At 65.4% G+C, this 21,659-nt stretch carries 17 protein-coding genes, 2 tRNA genes and 1 riboswitch; of the genes, 7 read left to right on the top strand and 12 right to left on the bottom strand.

Annotated features, from left to right (window positions below):
• Positions 1–84 precede the first annotated feature (84 nt).
• The gene (gene lptB / locus VT03_RS27210; protein WP_075095919.1) at positions 85–858 is read left to right on the top strand and encodes an LPS export ABC transporter ATP-binding protein; all 774 of its coding nucleotides are present in this window, start codon (positions 85–87) and stop codon (positions 856–858) included.
• A gap of 42 nt (positions 859–900) precedes the next feature.
• On the opposite strand, the gene VT03_RS27205 is transcribed toward lptB, so the two are convergent.
• Positions 901–2,187 (bottom strand): hypothetical protein, encoded by a 1,287-nt coding sequence (locus VT03_RS27205; RefSeq protein WP_075095918.1) that lies wholly within the window; start codon positions 2,185–2,187, stop codon positions 901–903.
• Positions 2,188–2,499: 312 nt separating this feature from the next.
• On the opposite strand from VT03_RS27205, the gene der reads away from it, so the two are divergent.
• Positions 2,500–3,864 (top strand): ribosome biogenesis GTPase Der, encoded by a 1,365-nt coding sequence (gene der / locus VT03_RS27200; protein ID WP_075095917.1) that lies wholly within the window; start codon positions 2,500–2,502, stop codon positions 3,862–3,864.
• Positions 3,865–3,875: 11 nt separating this feature from the next.
• On the opposite strand, the gene VT03_RS27195 is transcribed toward der, so the two are convergent.
• The gene (locus VT03_RS27195; protein ID WP_082846571.1) at positions 3,876–4,277 is read right to left on the bottom strand and encodes a hypothetical protein; all 402 of its coding nucleotides are present in this window, start codon (positions 4,275–4,277) and stop codon (positions 3,876–3,878) included.
• Positions 4,278–4,725: 448 nt separating this feature from the next.
• Here VT03_RS27195 and VT03_RS27190 point away from each other — a divergent pair, with 448 nt between their 5' ends.
• On the top strand, positions 4,726–6,606 hold the full coding sequence (locus VT03_RS27190; protein WP_075095916.1) for a tetratricopeptide repeat protein: 1,881 nt from the start codon (positions 4,726–4,728) through the stop codon (positions 6,604–6,606).
• A 136-nt stretch (positions 6,607–6,742) separates the two neighbouring features.
• Here VT03_RS27190 and VT03_RS27185 read toward each other — a convergent pair whose 3' ends face one another.
• From VT03_RS27185 to VT03_RS27155, 7 genes are all read right to left on the bottom strand, one after another.
• On the bottom strand, positions 6,743–9,760 hold the full coding sequence (locus VT03_RS27185) for an exo-alpha-sialidase (protein WP_082846570.1): 3,018 nt from the start codon (positions 9,758–9,760) through the stop codon (positions 6,743–6,745).
• A 421-nt stretch (positions 9,761–10,181) separates the two neighbouring features.
• Positions 10,182–11,657 (bottom strand): endo-1,4-beta-xylanase, encoded by a 1,476-nt coding sequence (locus VT03_RS27180; protein WP_197489095.1) that lies wholly within the window; start codon positions 11,655–11,657, stop codon positions 10,182–10,184.
• Between the two features lie 276 nt (positions 11,658–11,933).
• Entirely contained in the window at positions 11,934–12,263 is a 330-nt protein-coding gene (locus VT03_RS27175) for a hypothetical protein (protein ID WP_075095914.1), read from the bottom strand.
• A gap of 3 nt (positions 12,264–12,266) precedes the next feature.
• On the bottom strand, positions 12,267–13,259 hold the full coding sequence (gene hemB / locus VT03_RS27170; RefSeq protein ID WP_075097320.1) for a porphobilinogen synthase: 993 nt from the start codon (positions 13,257–13,259) through the stop codon (positions 12,267–12,269).
• A gap of 110 nt (positions 13,260–13,369) precedes the next feature.
• Positions 13,370–15,229, bottom strand: a complete 1,860-nt coding sequence (locus VT03_RS27165) for a GTPase (RefSeq protein WP_075095913.1) — start codon at positions 15,227–15,229, stop codon at positions 13,370–13,372.
• Positions 15,230–15,354: 125 nt separating this feature from the next.
• Positions 15,355–15,684 carry a hypothetical protein gene (locus VT03_RS27160; RefSeq protein WP_075095912.1) on the bottom strand — a complete coding sequence of 110 codons (330 nt, stop codon included), beginning with the start codon at positions 15,682–15,684 and terminating at the stop codon, positions 15,355–15,357.
• 46 nt (positions 15,685–15,730) lie between these two features.
• The gene (locus VT03_RS27155) at positions 15,731–16,603 is read right to left on the bottom strand and encodes a prepilin-type N-terminal cleavage/methylation domain-containing protein (protein ID WP_075095911.1); all 873 of its coding nucleotides are present in this window, start codon (positions 16,601–16,603) and stop codon (positions 15,731–15,733) included.
• A 157-nt stretch (positions 16,604–16,760) separates the two neighbouring features.
• A riboswitch (cobalamin riboswitch) is annotated at positions 16,761–16,979 on the bottom strand.
• Positions 16,980–17,384: 405 nt separating this feature from the next.
• On the opposite strand from VT03_RS27155, the gene VT03_RS27150 reads away from it, so the two are divergent.
• The 4 genes from VT03_RS27150 (at position 17,385) to VT03_RS27130 (ending at position 20,122) form a co-directional block, all read left to right on the top strand.
• Positions 17,385–17,597 (top strand): hypothetical protein, encoded by a 213-nt coding sequence (locus VT03_RS27150; protein WP_075095910.1) that lies wholly within the window; start codon positions 17,385–17,387, stop codon positions 17,595–17,597.
• Between the two features lie 77 nt (positions 17,598–17,674).
• Positions 17,675–17,761 (top strand) — tRNA-Ser (locus VT03_RS27145).
• 234 nt (positions 17,762–17,995) lie between these two features.
• Positions 17,996–18,397 (top strand): hypothetical protein, encoded by a 402-nt coding sequence (locus VT03_RS27135; protein WP_156514789.1) that lies wholly within the window; start codon positions 17,996–17,998, stop codon positions 18,395–18,397.
• A 459-nt stretch (positions 18,398–18,856) separates the two neighbouring features.
• Positions 18,857–20,122 (top strand): glycosyltransferase, encoded by a 1,266-nt coding sequence (locus VT03_RS27130; RefSeq protein ID WP_075095907.1) that lies wholly within the window; start codon positions 18,857–18,859, stop codon positions 20,120–20,122.
• Between the two features lie 5 nt (positions 20,123–20,127).
• Here the strand turns inward: VT03_RS27130 and VT03_RS27125 are convergent.
• The 3 genes from VT03_RS27125 to rpiB form a co-directional block, all read right to left on the bottom strand.
• Positions 20,128–20,201: transfer RNA gene (locus VT03_RS27125), tRNA-Arg, on the bottom strand.
• 540 nt (positions 20,202–20,741) lie between these two features.
• Positions 20,742–20,960: a CPXCG motif-containing cysteine-rich protein gene (locus VT03_RS27120; protein WP_075095906.1), complete on the bottom strand. Its 219-nt coding sequence runs from the start codon at positions 20,958–20,960 to the stop codon at positions 20,742–20,744.
• The gene (rpiB, locus tag VT03_RS27115) at positions 20,957–21,418 is read right to left on the bottom strand and encodes a ribose 5-phosphate isomerase B (protein WP_075095905.1); all 462 of its coding nucleotides are present in this window, start codon (positions 21,416–21,418) and stop codon (positions 20,957–20,959) included. Before rpiB ends, VT03_RS27120 begins: the two co-directional genes overlap by 4 nt.
• Positions 21,419–21,659: the final 241 nt, after the last annotated feature.

Here is a 21,659-nt window from a genome sequence, read left to right as displayed (position 1 = left end):
CGACCGCCCTTGTGACGCTTTTGCGTCGCCCGGTAGACTCCGGCCCCCGGAATGGCGTCCGGGTTGTTAGAGGGGAGGCAAAGGATGGCGCTGCTGGAAGCGAAAGATCTCGTGAAGGTCTACCCGAACGGGAAGCGGGCCGTTCAAGGGGTGTCGTTCTCCGTCGACAAGGGAGAGATCGTCGGCCTCCTTGGCCCCAACGGGGCGGGCAAGTCGACGAGCTTCAGCATGGCGTGCGGCCTCACGGTCCCGACCGACGGCCGGATCTTCCTGCACGGCAAAGACGTGAGCCGCTGGCCGATGTATCAGCGATGTCGCGTCGGCATGGGCTACCTGCCGCAGAACCACAGCTACTTCGTGAAACTGACGGTCGAAGAGAACATCCTCGCGATCCTCGAGTTCTTCCCGCTCAGCCACAAGGAGCGGATGGCCAAGGTCGACAAGCTCCTCTCGCAGTTCGGCCTTCAGAACCGCCGCCGGCAGATCGCCCACACGATGTCCGGCGGGGAGAAGCGGCGGCTGGAGATCGCCCGCTGCCTCGCCAGCGATCCCAAGATCATCCTCCTGGACGAACCGTTCACCGGGATTGACCCGATCACGATCAACGACATCCAGGACATCATCTCCGACCTGCGGGACTCCGGGATCTCGATCCTGCTGACCGACCACCGCGAGCGGGAAACGCTCACGATCACGGACCGGAACTACGTCATCGTCCAGGGGCAGGTGCTCGTCAGCGGCGACGCCAAGACGGTCCTCAGCAACGAAGACGCGCAGACGAAGTACTTCGGCAAGCGGTTCGACGCCAGCTCGATCCTGGAAGAGAAGCAGAACTACCGCGCCGACAAGGCGGCCTGAACCAGGTGATCGCTACCCAGGAGGGGGCAGCGTCTCTTTGTCCTAGGAGGCAAACAGGCCCGGCTTGGTTTCCAGCAGGATCTCCCGGATCGCAGTGCGGTCCTCGGGCCCCAGGTGCCGGAACGGCTCGGTCGCGTCTTGGCCGGTGAGGATCTCGTCGAGACGCCCGACGACGTACCGCTTTATCTCCCGCGGAAGCTGGTCGAAGGCCGGCGTGTAGATCAGGTGGCTGCACGGGTAGCGGAACATCCGGGTTTTGAGATCGAAGTCCCGCAGCGACCGCCCCTGCGAATCCCGCGGCCCCCGCGCGGAGAAGTCCCGGGCGAAGGTCGACGTTCCGCGGACTTCGTCGGTCAGCGGGAACTCGCCGGAATACAGGAGGGCTTCCAGGAGTTTTTCCCCGGCCGAGCGAATCCGCCGCTTCGTCACGTCGCTGACGAAGTCCTCCGGCCGCTCCAGGACGGCATTCATGGTCTTGTCGTAGTGGTTGGCGGAACGGCACTCGTAGCTCGCCAGCGTCAGGAAGTTGTGCATCTGCGTCTGATGTTCCAGGACCATCAGGGCCACGATGTCGCTGTGCGGCGTGAGCTGGCGTTTGACGTCGCACCGTCCGGCGAGATCAGTGACGTTCGCTCCCGCCTCCCTGTCGAAATCGTTCCTCCCCTCCCCCTCCTGGAGGCAGGTGTTTCCCATATGCCGCATCCGGCCGTGGGTCCCGGTGACGTACCACCCTCCCCACCGCTCCTCGAAGGGACTCGTGTGGTCCGTCACGAACGAACCGGACGCAAGCTGCGGCTGCCCCGAGGGATCGGGGAAGACCGAACGGACCAGGGCGCCCGGGACCTTCTGCGTGCGGACGGTCGCGTGGCACGAAAGGCAGTTGTCCTGGTTCCGCACAATGACCGGCCGGTCCACCCGCTCGCGATCGAGCGTGTAGAAGATCTCCCCCTGAACGGGATCGGTCGACATGATCTCGATCGTGTCGCCGCTCGGGACCCAGCCGACGTAGGTGTCGTCGTTGAAATAGATCGCCCGCGGGGCGCGGGGCGAGATGCGGCGCCCCTGAAGGCTCGTCTTCGAAAAGACCAGGGCCTGCGACGAGACCGGGATGTCCAGGTGCTTCAGGAGCGAGGCGAGGTAGCTGTGTCGCTCGTCGTAGTCGAGCACCACCTTCCCCGCGTCGAGGTCCGCCTGGAGACGTGTGACGTCGGTCGTGACCGGTTTTGTTGAATACTCGATCGGCGGCGTATCGAAGTCGAACTGGCCGCGAGCCGGAGCCGTCACTCCGCCGACGAGCAGAGCGGCAACAGCGCAGACGCGCAGGCTCATCCGTTCAGCACGGGCCGCGAGAGATTGTGGGCCGGAACGTCGATTCATCACGCCATCCCCGGGACAACACCGGTGAGCCGGAGGCGGCCGCCGCAATGGAAAGCCGCCACACCTCAAACTGGACACAAATGTCCATTATTCAAACGCGGAGCCGGCTTGCAAGGCCAGGTGGGGATTGCGGGCCTCTGCCGAGTGTGCCCATAGATGACAGGGCCGCCAGAAGCGCTGCCGACGCCCAATCGTCGCTCATGGCGAGTTCCCCGTCGCTCCCCTACACTGCACGATTCGCCGCTTCGTGAGGTTTTGCTTTCCATGCCCGTCCCCCAGGTTGTCATCGTCGGCCGTCCCAATGTGGGCAAAAGCTCCATCCTGAACTGGCAGGCGGGTAAGCTCGTCTCCGTCGTCGACCCCACCGCGGGCGTGACGCGGGACCGGGTCAAATACCTCATGAACGAGGGGGACCGGTACTTCGAACTCGTCGACACCGGCGGGATCGGGATCGTCGACGCCGACGACCTCTCTGAAGACATCGAACGCCAGATCCAGATGGCGATCGACGAGGCGACGCTGATCCTGTTCGTCGTCGACGGGAACACCGGGGTCACTCCGCTCGACAAAGTCGTCGCTGAACGGCTCCGGAAGCTCGACAAGCCGAAGCTCCTCGTCGTCAACAAGTGCGACTCGACGAAGACCGACCTCGAAGTCGCGGAGTTCTACGGCCTGGCGAGCGCTCCCCTGATCCAGACGAGCGTCAAGGCGAACCGCGCCCGCACCGATCTACTCAAGCAGATCGTCGCCCTCCTTCCCCCCGCGGCGGAGTCGGAGCAGGAAGAGGGAGCCGAGCTGGCGGCGATGCCGGAGCTCAAGATCGCGATCGTTGGCCGCCGGAACGTTGGCAAGAGCACGTTCATCAACGCCCTCGCCGAAGAGGAGCGGGTCATCGTCAGCGAGATCGCCGGGACGACCCGCGACAGTGTCGACATCCGCTTTGAGCTCGACGGCAAGTCGTTCGTCGCCATCGACACCCCCGGTGTCCGCAAGCGGAACAGCCTCGCCAACGACATCGAGTACTACGGCCTCGTCCGGGCCCAGAAGAGCATCCGCCGGGCGGACGTCGTGTTCATGTTCTTCGACGCCACGGAGACGATCTCCCGCGTCGACAAGCAGCTCGTCGACGAGATCCAGCAGCACTACAAGCCCTGCATCTTCGTCGTCAACAAGTGGGACCTGGGGCTCGACAAGGAGATGACCGCCGAGCGGTGGTCGGAGTATCTGATCAGCACTTTTGCGACGATGCGGCATGTCCCGGTGGCGTTCATCACCGCCAAGGAGAGCCGCAACATCAAGAAGCTGATCAACCTGGCCCAGTCGATCTACAAGCAGGCCCGCGAGCGGGTCTCGACCGGCCAGCTGAACCGGGTCCTCAAGCAGGCGATCGAGCTCAACAAGCCGCCGTCGCGGATGAACCGGATGCCGAAGATCTTCTTCGCCACCCAGGTCTCGACCGAACCGCCGACGATCGTCGTGAAGTGCAACGATCCGGAGCTGTTCGACGACTCGTGGAAGCGGTACCTGCTGGGCTACTTCCGCGAAGAGCTGCCGTTCCGCGAGGTGCCGATCAAGGTCTACCTCCGCGGCCGGTCGGATGAAGATCCGGCCGACGAGTCGGAGGGCTGATCGCGGGAGCGCTACAGCTTTCCGGCGGAGGAGTCGTAGAACCGTTTCGTTCGCGCGGCGCGTTCCGATTCGCTGGCGGAGGCCCGTTCCAGGTCGGTGAGGTTGGCCGTACAGACGGCACAGCCGACTTCGTACAGGTGGAACTGGATATAGGACGACCACTCCGCGGTCAGAACCCCCGTCACGAAATCGCTGAGCTGGGCGCGCGTGGGACAGCTCAACCGGTGCCGCCGCCAGATCTCTCCGAGGGACTGCCCCCCCTGGTCCCGCTTCCTGAGGAGCTGCGCCGCCCGCTGCTGGAGGGCCGCCGAACCCCGTAGTTCCTGCTCGACCGCCGCCGCCCGCTCGCCGGGGAGCATCTCGTCGAGGAAGGCCAGAAGGTCGGCGTCGGAGATCGGCATCGCGGAAGGCATCGGATCCAGGGACTCGGGGGCCCATTCTTACATCGCGTCGGCCCGACTCTACAACGGTTCGCCGCACCGGCAGGATCTGCCGAAGTGCAGATTTCCCCTATCTGCCACGATAGTCGGCGATTGCGGCCAGGCCCCCCCGGCCGCGGCGGCAATTCCCTTCGCACGGCGCCGATGGCACCTCCGTTGCATTCGATCCGGAATGTCACGACGGCGGCAAACCTGGCAAACCTTGACGGTTCTCCGGGCGGTACGGACCTCCGGCCCCCCGCAAGGTTTACCTGACACGCATGACCCATGACGGGAGCCTGACGATTGCGAGTGTCCGACAGGTTCGGGCGCTTTGGGTCAATCGTCCGCGCTAGACTTGAACGCCGAACCGGGGCGAAAGCCGTGGAGCGGCGCGTCGTTCATTCGCCTTTCCCGGCGTTTGAAGGCCCCGGAGACCGTTATGCCGTATGTGCCGAAGCGACTATTCGCCGCTCTTCGCACCGCCTTCCTGATTGGACAGGCGCTGCTCTGGGGATACTGCGCCAGCGTCCTGCATGCCGACGAATCGGTCGTCCCCCCTGCCCCGATGCTGAAGCTCTCGATCGAGCCGATCTTCGACGACCGCGCCGCGCCCCCCACGAGTGCCACCTCGCCCGCTCCGGTCGCCGCTGCTCAGGACATCGGCGTCCAGACCACCTCGCTCCCGCCGCTGGCCGAGGAAAACCGCGCCACGGCGACCGCCCTCAACTATTGCCGGGCCGCCTTCCACCGCATCCGGCTGCATCCAGACAAGGTGACGCTCTCGGAAGAGCAGGAGAAGATCCTCAACAACCTGAACCTCGACGGGATCTCCGACCCCGAGGTGATCCAGCTCTACTCCTCGGTCCTCGACGAGATCGGCCAGACCGGGATCGCCGACCGCGAGCGAAGCCTCGCGAAAGAGACCTATCGCTCGACGATGGCCCGGAAAGTCACATGGGACGTCGTCGCCCTGGGGGCCGACATCGCCACCGCGCAGGTCGGCAACGCCGTCCGGACCGGGGCGAGCGGCTGGTGGGACTACCGGACCATGACCAGCCAGCACGAGTCGGATCTCGTCAAGATCGAGAAGACCCGGTTGAACTCGGTCGTCCAGAAGTCGTCGCAGTTCATGCAGACCTTCTGGCAGCTGGCTCAGAAGAAGAAGATCCCCGACCGCTGGCTCGTCCGCGGCGACGATCTCGACACGCTCGACATCGCCCTCAAGGAGAAGAACCCGGAAACCCGCGTGCGGGTCCTGCGGCGGATGGAGCCGTTCATGGAGTGCTATCCCCCCTACTGGTACTACCTCGCGCGGGCCCAGCAGGAGTCGGGGAACTACGTCGCCGCTTCGGAGACCTACAGCCGCCTCGAGAACATCGGCCGCGGACACTTCCGCAAGGACGACATGCTGGCGACCGGTCTCGCGAACCAGGCGGCGATCGAGGACTACCTCGGCCAGCCCGGCAGCGTGGAGACGGCCCGCCGCGCCCTCGCTTACTCGGGCGAGGTCTGGGAAGCGAACCTGACGTGCGCGCGGATCCTGCAGAAGAATCACCGCGTCGCCGATGCCGAGGACGCGATCCTCCGCAACATCGACATTGACCTCGAAACGCCGGTCAGCCGGACGATGCTGGTGTCGCTGTACAACCAGACCGGCAACGAGGGGCGTCTGGTGAAGATCCTTTCCGATCCGGCCTTCGTCGCCGAGGTTCCGGCTCCGGTCCTCCTGCGGTGCGTCTCGCTCCTCGGCCCTGAAAAGACTCCGGCGCCGGTGATGCAGACGGTGCTGGCGTCGCTCGACGCACAGCCGTACATCCAGGTCGGTCAGGACGAGATCATCGTCCGGGCCGCCTCGTCGTGGCAGCTCCATCTGGCGTCGCTCCAGGTCTCGCTGGGGGACCGGGTGCTTTCGAATCCGCAGATCATGACGCGGAACGGGATTCACTATCTCCGATACGCGACCAACATGGACCTTGGCGGTCCGTTCAGTCCTCCACCCCGCGACCTGCGGATCGGGATGCAGTTCACGTATCCGGACAAGAACCAGATCCGTCTCACACTGCAGCCGGACGGTCCGCAGTTCTCCCAGGTCTCGCGGAGCATGGCGACGCTGACTCAGCCGCGCACGACCGCTTCGGCCCCTGCGGGATCGACGTCGCTTCGCATTGCGGACATCAAGGTGGGTGAGAAGACGGTGGCACTGACGGGCTACAAGATGCCGGTCCGTACGAACGGCCAGTCCTCGGTGCCGATCCGTGTGGAGACGGGCAAACCGGTCATCACGCCGGAGATGCTGCTGCAGGACTCCGCCACGCCCTGATCAGACCGCGACCGTATTCAGAAGAGGGGATAGGCCACAGATGAACACAGATTCACACAGATAAAGGCAGGGGAAGATTGGTTCCTGTGTCTTTTCTTATCTGTGTCCATCTGTGTTTATCTGTGGCTGAATCCCTTTATTTCGATTGAGGCCAGACGCCATTCTCGATCGGCGTCAGCTCCAGCTTCTTCGGATTAACGACGACATGCCGCAGCTTGCGGCGCTTCCATGTGTAGAGAACATGGACCAGGCCATCCTCGGTCTCGATGCACGCGGGATACGAGAACTCGCCAGGCTCGTTCTCAAGAACCGCCGCCGCTTTCCAAACCTCGTCGTCGTCGCTGACCGCGATGTTGAGAAACGCCCTCCCCTTCGGCATGCCGCTGCTCCGCCGCGTGTGGTTGTAAACGAGCAGATGCCGGCCATCTCGAAGCGTGACCGCGTCAATCCCGGAGTTCGGGTTCGGAAGACCCGTGGCGGTCATCTTCGACCACGTCCGCCCCCCATCGGATGAGGTGGCGGTCGATACGACTTCTTCCTTCGTGCGGCAGAGGACCTGGAGCCGGCCATCCTTGTGCTGCAGGATCGTCGGCTGGATCGCGTTGAATTCCGCCTTGGTGTGGATCGGCCCCACACGGTCCCACGTCCGCCCCTCGTCGCGGGTGAACTCCATGTGGACCGTCCAGCCGTCGTACTCGGTGCTGGAACCGCAAACGAGCGTGCCATCCTTCAGCAGGACCGCTTTGTTCTTCACCGGCCCGTCGATCGTCTGCGGCAGCCGCGTCGGCCACGACCAGGTCTTCCCCGCGTCCTTCGACTCCGTCCGCATTCCCCACCACTCGCTGGGGCTCGGACCGCACTTGTAGAACAGGACGAGCGGCCCCTTGGGAAACTGGTGCAGCACCGGATTCCAGCAGGGATACCGGAGCGTCGAATGCTGAATGCCGTTGGCGACTTCGACCGGCGCGGTCCATTGGCCGTCGACGTGCCGCGCGACCCAGATCCCGACATCCTTCGTCCCTTCCTTCTCCCCGCCGAACCACGCGGCGACGAGCCCCTGCCCGGTCTCGGCCAGCGTTCCGGCGTGGCACTCGGGAAACTGAGCGGTCTCGTAAAGGAATTCCCGCGAAAGGACTCCGCTCGGGAGCGCTGCGTCCTGTGCCGCCTCCGCATTGACTTCTGTGGTTTTGGCGCGAGTGCTGGCTTGATAGTAGAGAAAGCCATCCTCCGCTCCGACGAGGAGATCCGGCGTGCCGTCCTTGTCCCAGTCGACCGCCGTCGGACTGGTCGAGTGGCCAGCCAGGACTCGGTCGGACAGCTTGCCGCGGTCGGCAAACCAGAGCTGCTGGCCTTCCTTTCGGACCTGTTCGAGAAGCGTCGCGTTCGGGCCGTTCACAAGCAGGTCGAGATCGCCGTCGCCATCCCAGTCGGTCAGCCAGATTTTCCGGCGGCCGCTCGCACCGGCGTGGCGGGCGTTGAGCCGCAGCAGGTCGTCCCGTTTCATCCCGACGCGATTGTGATTCGAATCGAACTCGCTGGGCCCTTCCATGGAGAAGCAGCGGACCGGCGGCAGAAGTTTCAGTTCGCCGTTCTCCCCCTTGGTCCGGCGGTAGCACGCCAGATACCCCTCGGTGTCGATCGCCACGAGATCGTTTAGTCCGTCCTTATCGAGATCGGCGACCAGCGGCGTGGTCCGCCACTGGATCGCGAGTTCGCCCCCCTGCGGCTCCCACCAGGTCCACTCCGGTTTCGGCGTCGCCCCGTCCCAGGCGACAACAATCGGCGCCGGGGCGGCGAGTTCGGGGGCTTCGCGCGTCCCGATGTTCCGGCACCAGACGATCCGTCCCCAGATCGAGTTCAGCAGCAGGTCGAGTTTGCCGTCGTGGTCCCAGTCCGCCACGCAGGGAGAGGTGTAGCCCCACTTCGCTTCGGCCGGTCCCTGGATCGAACCGTTCGGTCCCGCTTCGATCCGGAGCGTGCGGCCGCCGGCGGAGAGCCGCTGCGGCCGGGCCCACTTCCGCGGCGAGCCGCCAAGGTTCCGGATGAACGAGACGTATCCTGCGGAGTCGCCGCAGATGATGTCTTCCTGGCCATCCCCGTCCCAGTCGGCCGGAACGGGTGTCGCCAGGGCCCCGCACTTCACGTCGGCGGCCTGCTGCTGGAAGTAACGGGGCTGGGCGAAGACCGGGGCACCGTCCTTGTGCTTGCCGGTATTCTCCAGGAACGCGACGCGGCCGTCCTCGTCACCGCAGATCAGGTCCGCATCGCCGTCGCCGTCCCAGTCGAACGCGACAGGGACGATCATCTCCAGGTCCATCTTGAGCGGCTGGCCATCGTCTCCGGCCAGTTTCCGTCCGGCGGCGTACTTCGGTTCGGTGCGGGTTCCGGTGTTCTCGAAGTAGGTGAAGCCGTCGAGGAACTCGCCGCACAGGAGGTCGAGATCGCCGTCCCCGTCGAAGTCCATCAGGTTCGGCGAGGGGCGGCCGTAGACATCGATCGGCTTCCCGTCCGCTTCGAGCTTCACCGCCTTCTCGTACTTCGGCGCGGCGTCGCTGCCGCTATTGCGGGCGAGGTACACGAAGCCGTGCAGCGGGCCATTGGTCCAGCGGCCTGTCTTGTCGTAGGCGTTGTCCCAGCCGTATTCGTCCCACGGGGCGAGACCGATCACGACGTCTTGGTCGCCATCGCCGTCGTAGTCGAAGAGCCGCCACTGCTTCTCGCGAACCTTCGCCCATTTGGGATCGATCGGCTCGGGGACGTTCAGCTTGCGGGGCTGCGACTGGCCGACCTTCAGGAAGTCGACGAACTCCGTCCCCTGCTCCAGGAACCGGGGCTGTTTGCCGGCGTAGGAGATCTGGAGGTTGGTCGTTGCCGGGCCGAGACGCCGGGCCGGCTTGAAAACCGGGAATTTGTCGCCGCCGGGATTTTCGAAGAGGTAGACGCCGTTGTAGGGCTTGTCGGGGCAGGAGACGAGGAGGTCCGGGTCACCGTCGCCGTCGTAGTCGACCGGCAGGGGCCAGGCCCACAGGCCCACTCCGAGATCGACAACCAGGTTGGGGTCGTTGTGCTGGATGCGTTCCAGCGTTTCCGCCGCTCCGCACGAGCCGGCGAGAGAGAGAACGACGAGGACCAGGAGACACGGCAGGCACTTCATGAGCGGCGACCTCTCGACAGGATGTGGCGAGACGTCGGCCATCTTTACGAAGGGTCGCCTAAGAGGGTAGCGATCTCGGTTGCACGGCTGCCCAAACCGGGTCCAGGGGCACCCTGGTGGGGAGTGCAGAGGGGCAACGCCCCTTTGCCCGCCGGCGGCCTGGCCGTGGAGAGATATCTGAAGGAGTGAGTGTCCAAGCGCGGACACGGTGCGGTATGCCCCCTCACCAACCCGCGGGGATTGCAAAGCGAGCGTTCTGGATTGAGGGAGTCCTCAACACCGGCCCCACAAAGGGGGACATCCGTTGCTTACCACGGTTCCTCATCGAAGTGCCTCCGGCGGCAAGGGGGCGTGGCCCCCTTGACCCCAGGCTGCCGTGGCACGTTGGGTTTGAGCAAACAGAGCTGTGCCGGCAAGAACGCTATCGATGATGCCCGAGCCGCTGCAGGACCTCGAGACTCGGCTTCGGCGTCCCGTCCGCTCTCAGAAGTCCGGCATTGGGGAAGCGATGGGCCGCGCCATCGGAGAGATTGCTGACGTAGACGCCGGTGACGGTCGGCTTCGCACAGAGCATCGAGATCACCGCTTCCAGCCACTCCGCCTGGGCCGCTTCGGTCCACTCCGACTTCCAGACGTTCGGCTCGACCGTCGATCCCCCGACCGCACTCGGATCCGGATCCGACGAGGAGGGACAGGCAAGGACAACGTGGATCTGGATTCCGAGCAGGCTCCACAGATCGATCAACCGCGAGATGCTGGCCCGGTCCCGGATCAGCGAGCCCCGCCCGAGATAACCCGCCGAGACTTCCAGCGTGACACCGGAAAGCCCGAGATTCGACCGCAGCAGGGCATCGACGAACTGAATCGCAGTCAGGCGATGCTGCCCACGGACCTGGTATTCGCCCCAAGGCTGAGCAACGCGAACGAAGTACCGCGCGTCGCTGTCACGGCGGTAGGCGGTCTCGAGAGTCCGGGCCACGAGAGCAAGGCGGCCTTCTTCCGTCAGCCCCAGCGCGCCGCCAAGGTTGCCCCCCGCGGAGACTTCCCACATCCGGATCCGGCCCTGGTAACGCCCAACCGCGGTCTCGACGTAGTCGCAGACGAAGCTCGGCAGGTTGAGCGTGTCGTTCGCCCACGGGATGAGCCACTCCGGCAGCCCGCCGGGAGTCAGGTCGATCAGCGGACCGCCGACGATCAGGAGCCGGTGGTCGAGACAGTGCTGGACCAGATCGTCCGCCTCCTGCCACTGCCCTTCCCCCTCGGTCGGTTCGATCCGCGACCACTCGATCGGAACGATCGCCGAGGTGATGGCCGCCGTGACCGTCGCCTGGGACGGGCTCTGGAGGAGGCCTCGATCGAGCGTGCAGCCAACGAGCGTCGGCGGGCTTCCCTGCGTCACCCGCAGGCTGGCGGACCGCTGCTGGACGTAGGCGTCCATCAGCACGTTGGCCGCTTCGCAGATCGCGGAGAGCCCCTCGTGGGCCTCGCGCGTCGCGGCGACTGGAAACTCCTGGACAAGGCAGGCGTGGGCGAACTTCTGAAAGGCAGTCTTGGCGAGCGTCCGGAACTGGTCCGGAATCGTCATCCGGACCTGCTCCCAGGCGGCCGCCTGATCTCGGATATCCGAAAGTTTTCCCCGCAGCAGCTCAAGGGCGAGGATGTACGGTTGTTCGCGTTCGGGGAGCGATGCGGTCGTCAGGACCGGCCGGCCGTGCCCTTCCACCGGATAGGGAACGTGGACTTTTCCGCTGTCGGAGCTCTGACGGCGAAAGGCGACGATCGAGCCTTCGGCATCAATGCGGGTCGGATGGACCCGGCCGTCGAGGCCGGTGATGTAGCCGCGGCGCAGTTCCGGATACTGGTCGAACAGTTCGGGCGGATCGAACACGAATCGCATGACGCCCATTGCAGCCGTTCTACCCTACGCCAGGATCAGTTCCCGAGTCCCTCTCCCGCGGAAACGCCAAATCCGCGGAAACATTCACAATACAGCTTCCATCGACCGGGCCATACCCTCCTCCCCGGAGCCGAACTCCCCCCAGCCCTCGAACGAAACGGATTTTGTTGAGATTTACCGATTATTCCGTGAGGCCGGGGACAGGAGTTCAGGAGTCTAGTCCCCCTCCGGCGGGCGTTCAATCGGCCGCGGACCGGGGCGGATCCGCGGCCGGAGTCAGGACGGCCCCTTGCGTTTCTGAAGGATTTCGAGGCGGCCGATGACATACTCGACCGATCCCCGCTGCTCAAAGAACGCCGCCAGCTCGGTCACCCGTGCCGGTTCGGCGACCGCGGCCAGCAGCGGCGTCAGGGCGTGCAGGGCCTGGGCGCCGACATAGTTCATCGGCCGGGACATCTCGAGGAGGACAACCGCCGGCGCGGCGAGATTCCGCTGGATGAGGGTTTCGCACACCCCGTCGATCCGGCGGCGGACCTCGTCGGTCAGCTCGACCTCTTTCCGCTCGGGAACGGCAAACGCGTTCCGCAGTCGCTCGCGCCAGTTCACGGCTCAGGACTCTCCCGCCAGCCACCGGGCTGCGTCCTTGGCGTGATACGTCAGGATCAGGTCCGCCCCCGCCCGCTTGATGCTGGTCAGGATTTCCAGGGCGACCCGCTGCTCGTCGATCCAGCCGTTGCGGGCCGCCGCCTTGACCATCGCGAACTCACCGCTGACGTTGTACGCGGCCAGGGGGACGTCCGGGTGGGCCGCTTTCACTCGGCGGATGATGTCGAGGTAGCTCAGGGCCGGCTTGACCATCAGGAGGTCCGCCCCTTCGGCGAGATCGAGGGCGACCTCGCGAAGCGCCTCCGCCCCGTTGGCGGGGTCCATTTGGTAGGTCCGCCGGTCGCCGAACTGCGGCGTGCTCTCCGCCGCCTCCCGGAACGGGCCGTAGAAGCCGGAGGCGTACTTGGCGGCGTAACTCATGATCGGGACATGCGTGAATCCCGCGGCGTCGAGCCCCTCCCGCAGCGCTCCGATCATGCCGTCCATCATGCCGCTGGGGGCGATCATGTGGGCTCCGGCGCGGGCGTGGCTGACCGCCTGCTTCACGAGGTTAGGCAGGGTCGCGTCGTTGTCGACATCCTGCGTGCCGTTCACTTCGTGGAGCACGCCGCAGTGGCCGTGATCGGTGAACTCGCAGAAGCAGACATCCGTGATGACGTACAGCGTCGGCGCTGCCTCGCGGATGGCGTGGATCGCCTGCTGCACGACCCCATGCTCATCCCAGGAACTGCTTCCGACGGCGTCCTTCTCGTCCGGAATGCCGAACAGGATCACCGCCGGAATCCCCAGCGACTCGATTTCCCTGGCCTCCTTCGTCAGCCGGTCGACCGTCCACTGCGAATGGCCCGGCATCGACTGGATCGGGACCTCGGTGTCGGTCCCGTGACGGATGAAGAGGGGGAGGATGAAGTCCGACGGGGCGAGGTTCGTCTCGCGGACCATTTCGCGAAGGCGGGGATGGCTGCGAAGCCGTCGCAGGCGGATCTGAGGAAACATGGCGCTCCCGACGTTTCGGAACCGGCATCGACCGGAAGTCTTCATCATACGGTTCGATCAGGGCCCACGCGACGAGAGCCGATGATTCGCCCGACTTGCCTGGCCGATCGTCACGGCCGAGCCAGGGCGAGCCCCGAAGACGAGACCAGGGCCGATCCCGACGTCTCCGCTGCCGCCGGCCGCAGCCTCTGAGAACCGAGCCGAGAGGAGCCGGCCAGGTCGTCGCGAAGCTTCGTCGCCGCGATGGCGAGGCGGTCGATCTCTCCCGTCCGCCGCGCGGCATCCTGGCAGGCCCCTTCGACCTGCGGAAACAGCCCCTGAGAGAGATGCAGGTCGACGAGCTCTTCCGCCAGGCCGACGACGCGTTGGTTGAGCCCCCGCCGCAACCGGTGGGCGAAGAGCATCACCAGAACGCCCCCCCAGAGGGCCAGGAAGACGATCGCCGGAACATAGAAGTCGGTCGAGAGAAACGCCCGCTCGTAAACCAGCGAGTCGTAGAAGAAGTTCCGGCCGATGCGGTAGAGCAGGAACAGCGGGAAGGCGACAAACGTGACTTCGTAGAGAACGCGGATCCACCAGCGGGAGTTCCGTTCCGAGAGATCACGGATGATCTCTTCCAGCCGCTGCCCGACGTCGACGAGGAACTGCTTCTCGACGACCGCCGCCTCCCGCCGCAGGTCGCGGATCGAACGCCCCTGGCCGAGCGTTCCCGAGAGCTCGGCCGCATGGACGTGCCCCTCGATCACCAGCTCCGCTTCGCGAAGGTCGTTGTCCTCGATCCCGAAGGCGCTGACCCGCTCCAGCCGGTCCTCCGCCTCCTGCGACTGGAGCTTGCTCTCGATCCATCGCGCCCCGTGGACCACCCCCAGGAGCGCCATCTGGGCGGTCGTACGGGCGCGGTAGAGACTCATCGACGTCAGGAGCGCCCCCAGGCCGTTGTAGACCCGGAGGACCGAGGAAAAGGGGCTCATCCCCCAGGTGTCGGTCACCGCCCCCAGGAGCCGCCGCTCCCACAGGTTCCGGTTGGCCAGCAGGTCTTCGCAGAGCCGCGTCGTCATCCGCCGGCCCATCGCCTCCCGCTGCACTTCGAGAGCCTTCTCGAGCAAGCGGACTCCGTCGAGCCCCTCCTGAAGCTGTTCGCGGGACCGGGTCAGGGCGGCGTGCAGCAGGTCGACGACGTTCGCCCGCCGGACCCGCACCCGCTCCGACGCCCCGAGCTGCCGGATCAGGAGCTCGATCAGGCGGCCCATCTCCCCGGACGGACGCTGGCCGCTCTGTTGCTCGCGGAGGGCCTTCACGGAATCGACGAAGAAGACGTCGGGGACCTCATAGTGGCTCCGGAGCTGCTGCCGCCAGTCGTCCCGGATGTCCTCGTCGAGATCGGCGTGCGTCTGGACGAAGACGAGCCGGCATCCGGCCGCCGCCTGTCCCAGTTCCGTCACAACGCGGTTCGAGCGGTACTTCTGCTGGGTCGAGCAGTAGATCAGCACATCGCAGTAGGGCAGCAGCGCGTGCAGCCGGGCGAGGTTGCTGCCGGCGGTCTCGGTCTCGTTCGTGTCCGGGTCGGGACAATCGAGGATCACGATGTCGCGGAGGATCTCGGCGTCCCGCTGGACCAGCTCGCACTCATCGAGCGGCAGGCCGAGGAGCCGGGCGTCGGTCTCGGTGTGGCAGATGATCTGCGGCTTCTTGGTCGTCGGCCGCTGCCGCCCCGAAGCAGTCACCTCGGCCCCGACGAGAGCGTTGACGAGCGTGCTCTTCCCGGTCCCTGTCCCGCCGAAGGTCGCGACAACGAGCGGCGTCTCCAGGCGGATCCGCAGCGTTTCGACGCGAGTCAGCACACGGCGGAGGAGAGCCTGGCTCCGCTGGACCGGCACCCAGGGGGACTCCTGCGCGGCCCAGGTCTGCACGCGGTCCCGCAGATCGTCGATCTGCGCCAGCATTTCGAGTTGGACCAGTTCGGCCGACATTGCTCCATCCCCCGCCCCACCATCCCCGCAACCAACCGGTCGCAAGGGGGGACGTTCTCAGGCATCGTAACGCGACACCCCCGAGAACGCATCGAGGCCAGGAACGGCGGCCGCCGCCATTCGGATCACTTGGCAGGAGCGGTCGGCCAGGGCCCGTTGGCCGTCATGACATCTCCCGACTTGGGACACTTCGCCGCGGCCGGGTTTCGCTGGAGAACTTCCACCGGAGGGGCCGGATACCACTTCTGGCAGGTCGGGCAGTACAGCGCGGGGATGAGCGTCCGCTCGCCGCTGTCGGGATGAAGGGCCGGGAACTCGCGAGAGATGTTGGCGACGAACGGCTGCTCGGTCGCGGTGTCGATATAGACCATCTGCCCCCCGCGCTCGGGGTCGGCCGGAGTTTCCGCGGCGCAGGAACAGCACAGTGCGAGCGCGACAAATATCAGAAACCGCATGACCGCCTCGCGGAATGGACTGAACCTCGCTTCTCCAGGTTGCTGCCTACTTCAGGTCGTACCATTCATCCTGGAAGTTCGTATTGCCCAGACGGTCGGAGAGATACCCGAGCTGCTCCCGGTCCATCTTGGCGCCATCGCCGAACGACGGCGTCACGAAAGCCCGGGTCCCGGACGATTCGACGTGGCCGTCGACGTAGGCGATGTTCGCGACGCCGTTGTGCCGGAAGTGCATCGTCGGAAGATCGTTGCTCGGCGGCTCGAGAATCCAGTTTTCCTGCAGAGGACTGGAGGTGCAGGCGAAATCCTCGCAGAGAACCGCCGCGCTATCGGCAAAGGCGATCGTTTGCGTCGTCTGCTTCACGTCCGCAAGACGGACGCTGAGCTGCTTCGCCGACGGCTGAGCGGCCCAGCTCGGCGGAAGGTAGTCCAGCCCCCCGCTCCGGGAGAGGAAGTAGCCGTTGTAGGCGTATCCGCTCGCCGGCCGCCCGAACCGCACTTTCTGCATCTGCGAGGGGCCGAAGTCCGGACACTGGAAGGTGGCATAGTTCGTCTCCATGAACTGTCCCAGCGGACTGCTCCGGAAGTCGAGCTGCTTGCTGATGACCGGCTCGTCGTAGTTGACCGTTCCGAACCAGTACTGCGCCATCCCCTGCTTCCCGCCGTAGGTCTGCAGGTAGTTGAGCCGTGCCTGGTCCTCGACGATGTAGGGGATCAGCCGGTCGCCGTACGTCTCGGCGTAGTTGTGCATGGCGATGACGAGCTGCCGGAGCCGGTTCCGGCAGTCCGACGTGCGGGCGGCAGCGCGGGCCTGCTGGACGGCGGGGAGGAGGATGGAGACGAGCACCGCGATGATGGCGATGACGACGAGCAGCTCGATCAGCGTGAAACCACGGCGGGACCGGAAACGGGAAGCCATTCGAAAATTCCTTGTCAGACGGTGAATCGCGCACCGGACGAGGAAAGCCGCGCAAGCGAAGCGCGGAGAAGCCCGATCAGAAGGGGGCCGGACCGCGAACGCCGACGCCCTTTCCGCGAGGGGACCGACAAAACAGGCCTCCGCCGGGCAAACAGGCCGGCGGACGGCGATATCAGGCAGGTCTTCTGGCTTCCGGATCGTTCTTCAGTCAGACCTTCCCGCGACCTGCGTCGCAGTGGCGGAAGCGATGGACGGAATCCATCGGCTTCTCAACTGACTGTCGTCCCCGGTTACAGCGGCGGGACCGCGACGGAGTTACACCGTCTTCCCTATTCTCCCGACAACCCTGTCGGGCACCCGATACCGGGGCAAAAGGTACCACCCGGCTGCCGGCCGTCAATCGGCGTCCCGCGATTTCCCCGCCAACGCCGTCTGTCTGGGGCATGTCACCATCGGGCTTTCAGGCTGCGCGCGGTCTCCTCGCCATCAGTGAACACCTAGCATCAATTGGTGTTCCAACCTCTTTGGAACACAGCGGTTGGAACGCTGCTCGCTGCTGACGCTCACTGTTGGAGAGTCTCCTTCGCTTCTCGACCTCCGCCTGGGCTTCGCTGCCGAATTCCCCCGCGACAACCCCTGAACACAAGACCACTACGCTACGGAACCGAGCCCCGCAAGCAGCGAACCACAAAAGCGTTTCCGCTGTCGTTGCAACAACCGGCCTGTTCTGAGAGACTGCGGGACTCGACCGTTTTTCAGAGAAGTTGGACTGAGGCTAGAGATGTCGAACCGGACCTCGTTGGAACGCCAGTTGGGCGAGGCGAAAACCCGTTTGGATGCCTACGGAAAGGGCGTCGCGGACAGCGAGCGCAAGGACCCCATCTGGCGGAACCTCCGCGCCAAGGTTCGGTCGATCACCAACCGTCTCAACGCTCTCTCCGCCGTCGAACAGCGAGACGCGGACCTCGCCGCGGCCAAGGCAGCCGCCGAATAAGACATCGGGAAACAGCCGGCCCGCGACTCCTGTTGCGGGCAGGTTTTGTCATCCCGGGCTGACGTGAATTCACGTTCGGAGAGGTGGCAGAGCGGCCGATTGTGCAGCACTGGAAATGCTGTGTCTCCGAAAGGGGACCGGGGGTTCGAATCCCCCCCTCTCCGCTCCAGTTTTTCTTTGGCTATGTCAGAAGCCGCGCGGTGGGCTCCGTTTGCGGCTCGCCGGCGTGCGGCCGATCCGAGAGCTCGAGCCGGCACCCGTCGTCGAATCTCGAAGTCGGCGCTTCTCTTTCCGATTTCGGGCGGTTAGCTTGTGAGCTGCGCTCAACCCGTCCCTTCGTCGCGTTCGCGATGTTGTTGTGGCATTCCTTCGGAATCTCCTTCTTTGCAGGATTCCGCATGGCCAGGCGCAGTGCGTCAATTCCTACGCTTCTGGAGCAGCCCGAAACCTGGGGTTGCCATCGCCGTCTCGTCGGGCTCATCAAATGGATGACCGGGACCGGTTTCGCTTCGACCTTTGCGTACCTGTTTCTGTCCCGCGCGCCGTGGCTGGCGGCGGCCGGTGTGTTGTTTCTGGGATCGAGCGCGGTCGGGGCGGTCGCCCTTCTTTATCTGCAGGACCGCAAGCTGAAGCGTCTGGCGGAAGAGGCGGTCGGTCCGCGGCGGATCATCCATGTGCGGATCGATCTCTCGAGCGCGGCCCTCCCCCGTCGGGCCTACAGTGAGCCGGATACCGAGGAATACGACGACGAGGTTGATCCGGACATAGCGCTGTATTCGACGGTGCCGGTCCGTCGGTAGCGCGGTTGCTGCTCGCAGTCTCACCGGGTCCAGGGGCACCCTGGTGGGGAGTGCAGAGGGGCAACGCCCCTTTGCCCGCCGGAGGCTTGGCCGTCGAGAGATGTCTGAAGGAGCGCGTGTCCAAGCGCGGACGACGTGTCGGATGCCCCCTCACCAACCCGCAGGGATTGCAACGCCAGCGGTGCGATGTGAGGGAGTCCTCAACGCTGGTACCACAAAGCGGACATCCGTTGTGTACTATGGTTCCTCATGGAAGTGCCTCCGGCGGGCAAGGGTCCGTGTCGTTTCTTTGGCCCTTGACCCCGGCTGCCGTCACGATGGGTTTGAGCTAACGGAGCCGCGCGGGCGAGGACGTCGCTCGAGCCAGCATCCCATTGGGCCTGCCCGCCTGAGCTTGTCAGTGCGGCCGCCCCGCCTCATCTTGCAGGACCCCAGTCGCAACTCGATCAGGCCGGTCCCATGGAATTTCTGCTCCTGCCCCAAGGAAGCTCGGGAGATGTCAATCCCTTCATCGGAATCGGGCGAGAACTCCAGTCACGCGGCCACAGCGTGACCCTCGCCACCGGCGAATACTTCCGCGAGCCTGTCGAACAGGCCGGGCTGCAGTTCAGTCCGCTCGGCACCATCGAGCAGTACAACCGGATCCTCCGCAACCCCGACCTCTGGCACCCGAGCCGCGGCACTAAGGTCGTCTTCGCCGATCCCGACGTCTACGAGGGAATCCGCGCAGGACACCGTCTCACGACAGAGTTCCACGAACGTCACCCCTCCGGCGTCGTGGCAGCCGGAAGCCTCGCCATGGGAGCCCGCGTCGCCAAGGAGACCCACCCCGGACTCAAGCTGGCAACGCTCCACCTCCAGCCGTGCATGCTGCGGAGCTTCGTCGATCCGCCGGTCCTGGCGGGAGTGCGGTTTCCCACCTGGGTTCCCCGCGGCGTCGTCCGTGGATTCTTCTGGCTGGGAGACCGGGTCGTCGACGGCCACCTTTCGACGACCCTCTCGCGGTTTCGCAAGGAACTCGGCCTCCCGGAGCACCACCGCTATCTCAAGGACTGGATCCATTCCCCTGAGCGAATCCTGGGCCTCTTCCCCAAGTGGTACGCCGACGCCCCCGACTGGCCGGGCCACTTCCAGCAGACTGGATTCGTTCAGGAGGACGCCGCCGGCGAGCTCCCGGGCGATCTCAAGGACTGGCTGGACGCGGGTCCGCCGCCGGTCGTCTTCACGTTCGGGTCGGCGATGATCCACGGAGCGCCCCTCTTCCGCGGGGCGGTCGACGCGTGCCGGATCCTGGGCTGCCGCGGCCTCCTGCTGACGAAGTACCCCGAACAGCTTCCCGAGCCCCTGCCCGACCACGTCCGCCACGAACGTTACGCTCCCTTGCTCGACGTGCTGCGACGGAGCGCCCTCCTGGTCCACCACGGCGGAATCGGCACAACAGCGCGAGCGCTTCAGGCGGGGATTCCGCAGATCATCGTCCCCCTCAGCCACGACCAGTTCGACAACGTACAGCGGATCGAACGACTGCAGGCCGGAACCTCCATCCCGAGAGGGAGCTTCGTCGGGCGCCGCGTCGCCACCGTCATCGGACGCTGCCTGGGCGATGCTGGGATGAAGCAGCACGCCACGCGGGCTTCAGAGAGATTTGCCGGGCCCACGGGCAACGAGTTGACCGCCACGGCACTGGAAGAGTTCGCCTCTGGGCAGCCACCAGGACGAGATTGAAGAAGTGCACCCGGAGGGATTCGAACCCCCAACCCTCGGTTCCGAAGACCGATGCTCTATCCAATTGAGCTACAGGTGCTTCCTGACGTGGCAGGAGCGGAAGTCTAACGGGGAGCGCCGATGCCGTAAATGTCCGGCCGTGCCCCGCAAACAGGCCGGGTGCGGTCGCTGGATGGTGGTCGGTGAACGAGGGACGGAACGGCTTTTCGCGATGGATCCAACAGCGTCCTCGCCGGCAGCCGGGGTCAAGGGGGCAACCCCTTGCCGCCGGAGGCCTCTTCCATGAGGAACCGTGGTAAACAACGGATGTCCCCTTTGTGGCACCCGCGTTGAGGACTCCCTCACATCACACCGCTCGCGATGCAATCCCCGCGGGTTGGTGAGGGGGCATCCGGAACGTTGTCCGCGCTTGGACACTCACTCCTTCAGACATCTCTCGACGGCCAGGCCTCCGGCGGGCAAGAGGGCGTTGCCCCCTTGCATCCCCCACCAGGGTGCCCCTGGACCCGGTGAGACAGCATTGGGGCGGCCACCAATCGGCGAATGCCTCCCCCAACAACGCCTGCCACCAGGGACGACGTTGCTCACGCGGCGCCCGCGAAAATGCCGCCGACATCGGCTACGGATAGTGCGGATCCGACCGCAGACTGACCTCCCCTTCCCGGTCAATCGTAACGAGGAGCGTCACTTCACGGCTGCAGGCCGGGCACTCTTCGGTGAACTGCTGGGACGATCCGGCGGAGATGTCGACCGGAACCGTGATCGTCTCGCCGCAGTAGATGCAGGCGAGCGCCGCGGTCTCGACAAGGTCAGCCCGGTGCGGGAGCGGAACCCTCAATCTTTTTTTTTACCGGCCGCCGCGGGCGGAGGGTTGTCGATCATCTGGATCCGGCGTTCGTGTCGCCCCCCCTCGAACGGGGTTTCGATCCAGGTCTCGACGATCGCTTTCGCTTCGTCGAACGTGATCGTCCGCTGCCCGATGGCGAGGCAGTTGGCGTTGTTGTGCTCGCGGCCCCACTTGGCGGTCTGAAGCGACCAGCACAGAGCGCAGCGGATACCGGGGACGCGGTTGGCGACGATCGCCTCGCCGTTTCCGCTTCCCCCCAGCACGATGCCGCGGTCGAAGTCGCCAGCCGCGACCGCTTCCGCCGTCGGACGAATGAACTCGGGATAGTCGCAGGACTTGTCGGAGTAGGTGCCGAAGTCCTCGACGACGTGCCCCGCCTCGATCAGGAACAGCTTGAGACGTTCCTTGTAATCAAACCCGGCGTGATCCGATCCGATGGCGATGCGCATGGTGTGAGTCTCCCGTGTCCGGAGCGTCTTCGTCCTTCCCCTGGCAGCCGCGGGAATCCTCGGGCGGGAGACGCCGGATCCTCACGTCCAGACAGCCGGGAGAACAGGAACGCTGCTCCCGGCATCGTAGCGTTCCCAAGGGAGAAGGACGAAGGAGTTTCCGTTCGGGATTGGGAAAACCTTCGCCGTGCGGTGTGCGTCACGCGGCTCCGGGAACAGGGCGGAGTCAGACTTCGGAGCG

This window comes from Planctomyces sp. SH-PL14 (assembly GCF_001610835.1).
Lineage (GTDB): Bacteria > Planctomycetota > Planctomycetia > Planctomycetales > Planctomycetaceae > Planctomyces_A.
Note: the sequence above shows the minus strand (reverse complement) of the source record. Positions and strands in the feature narration are given on the sequence as shown.

Bases quoted from the DNA above. Each gene is read 5' to 3' on its own strand.
- der (WP_075095917.1), top strand. From the start codon at position 2,500: ATGCCCGTCCCCCAGGTTGTCATCGTCGGCCGTCCCAATGTGGGCAAA.
- VT03_RS27180 (WP_197489095.1), bottom strand. From the start codon at position 11,657: ATGCGATTCGTGTTCGATCCGCCCGAACTGTTCGACCAGTATCCGGAA.
- VT03_RS27195 (WP_082846571.1), bottom strand. From the start codon at position 4,277: ATGCCTTCCGCGATGCCGATCTCCGACGCCGACCTTCTGGCCTTCCTC.
- VT03_RS27160 (WP_075095912.1), bottom strand. From the start codon at position 15,684: ATGCGGTTTCTGATATTTGTCGCGCTCGCACTGTGCTGTTCCTGCGCC.
- VT03_RS27155 (WP_075095911.1), bottom strand. From the start codon at position 16,603: ATGGCTTCCCGTTTCCGGTCCCGCCGTGGTTTCACGCTGATCGAGCTG.
- VT03_RS27130 (WP_075095907.1), top strand. From the start codon at position 18,857: ATGGAATTTCTGCTCCTGCCCCAAGGAAGCTCGGGAGATGTCAATCCC.
- lptB (WP_075095919.1), top strand. From the start codon at position 85: ATGGCGCTGCTGGAAGCGAAAGATCTCGTGAAGGTCTACCCGAACGGG.
- VT03_RS27165 (WP_075095913.1), bottom strand. From the start codon at position 15,229: ATGTCGGCCGAACTGGTCCAACTCGAAATGCTGGCGCAGATCGACGAT.
- VT03_RS27190 (WP_075095916.1), top strand. From the start codon at position 4,726: ATGCCGTATGTGCCGAAGCGACTATTCGCCGCTCTTCGCACCGCCTTC.
- VT03_RS27135 (WP_156514789.1), top strand. From the start codon at position 17,996: ATGGCCAGGCGCAGTGCGTCAATTCCTACGCTTCTGGAGCAGCCCGAA.
- hemB (WP_075097320.1), bottom strand. From the start codon at position 13,259: ATGTTTCCTCAGATCCGCCTGCGACGGCTTCGCAGCCATCCCCGCCTT.
- rpiB (WP_075095905.1), bottom strand. From the start codon at position 21,418: ATGCGCATCGCCATCGGATCGGATCACGCCGGGTTTGATTACAAGGAA.
- VT03_RS27150 (WP_075095910.1), top strand. From the start codon at position 17,385: ATGTCGAACCGGACCTCGTTGGAACGCCAGTTGGGCGAGGCGAAAACC.
- VT03_RS27185 (WP_082846570.1), bottom strand. From the start codon at position 9,760: ATGAAGTGCCTGCCGTGTCTCCTGGTCCTCGTCGTTCTCTCTCTCGCC.
- VT03_RS27205 (WP_075095918.1), bottom strand. From the start codon at position 2,187: ATGAGCCTGCGCGTCTGCGCTGTTGCCGCTCTGCTCGTCGGCGGAGTG.